Consider the following 619-nt stretch of genomic DNA (forward strand, 5'->3'; position numbering starts at 1 on the left):
ACGTCACCGTCACCTACTCGACCGGACCCGGTTCGGTGACCCTGCCCTCCAGCATGGAGGGCCGGGACGCGGACACCGTGATCGATGAGATCACCTCCGAGGGGGTCAACGTGACCCGCCACGACGAGGCCTCGGACAGCGTGGGCTCCGGCAAGGTCATCCGCACCAGCCCGTCGTCGGGCAGCACCGTGGAGGTGGGCTCCAGCGTGGACGTCTACGTCTCCACCGGCCCCGCCTCCGGCGACTCCGGCGGATCGGATCAGGATCCGGGCTCCGGCCGGCGCTCCACCTCGCCTTCGGCCTCCCCGAGCCCGACCCCCACCGAGCAGGCCTCCCAGGACACTGACGGATGATGCACCCATGAACCAGCGCGTTCCCCGCATTCTCGATTCCCGCTACGAGCTGCACGACGTCATCGGCTCCGGGGGGATGGCCACCGTCTACGCCGCCGAGGACACGCGCCTGGGCCGGCAGGTGGCCATCAAGGTGCTGCGCCCCGAGCACGCGAAGGACCCGACCTTCCGTGCCCGCTTCCAGCGGGAGGCGGAGGCCGTGGCCTCCCTGAACCACCCGTGCATCGTCGCCGTGTACGACACCGGGGCCTTCGCGTGCTCGGGGC

2 protein-coding genes are annotated in these 619 nt (G+C 71.1%); both read left to right on the top strand.

The features are described from left to right. On the top strand, nt 1-353 hold a 353-nt coding region (locus tag NS354_RS13030), incomplete at its 5' end, for a PASTA domain-containing protein (protein ID WP_153002239.1). Between the two features lie 7 nt (nt 354-360). Then, nucleotides 361-619 (top strand): protein kinase domain-containing protein (locus tag NS354_RS13035; protein WP_153002240.1); only part of this gene is annotated, 259 nt, incomplete at its 3' end.

This window comes from Leucobacter chromiiresistens (genome assembly GCF_001477055.1).
In the GTDB taxonomy this organism is placed as follows: Bacteria; Actinomycetota; Actinomycetes; order Actinomycetales; family Microbacteriaceae; genus Leucobacter; species Leucobacter chromiiresistens_A.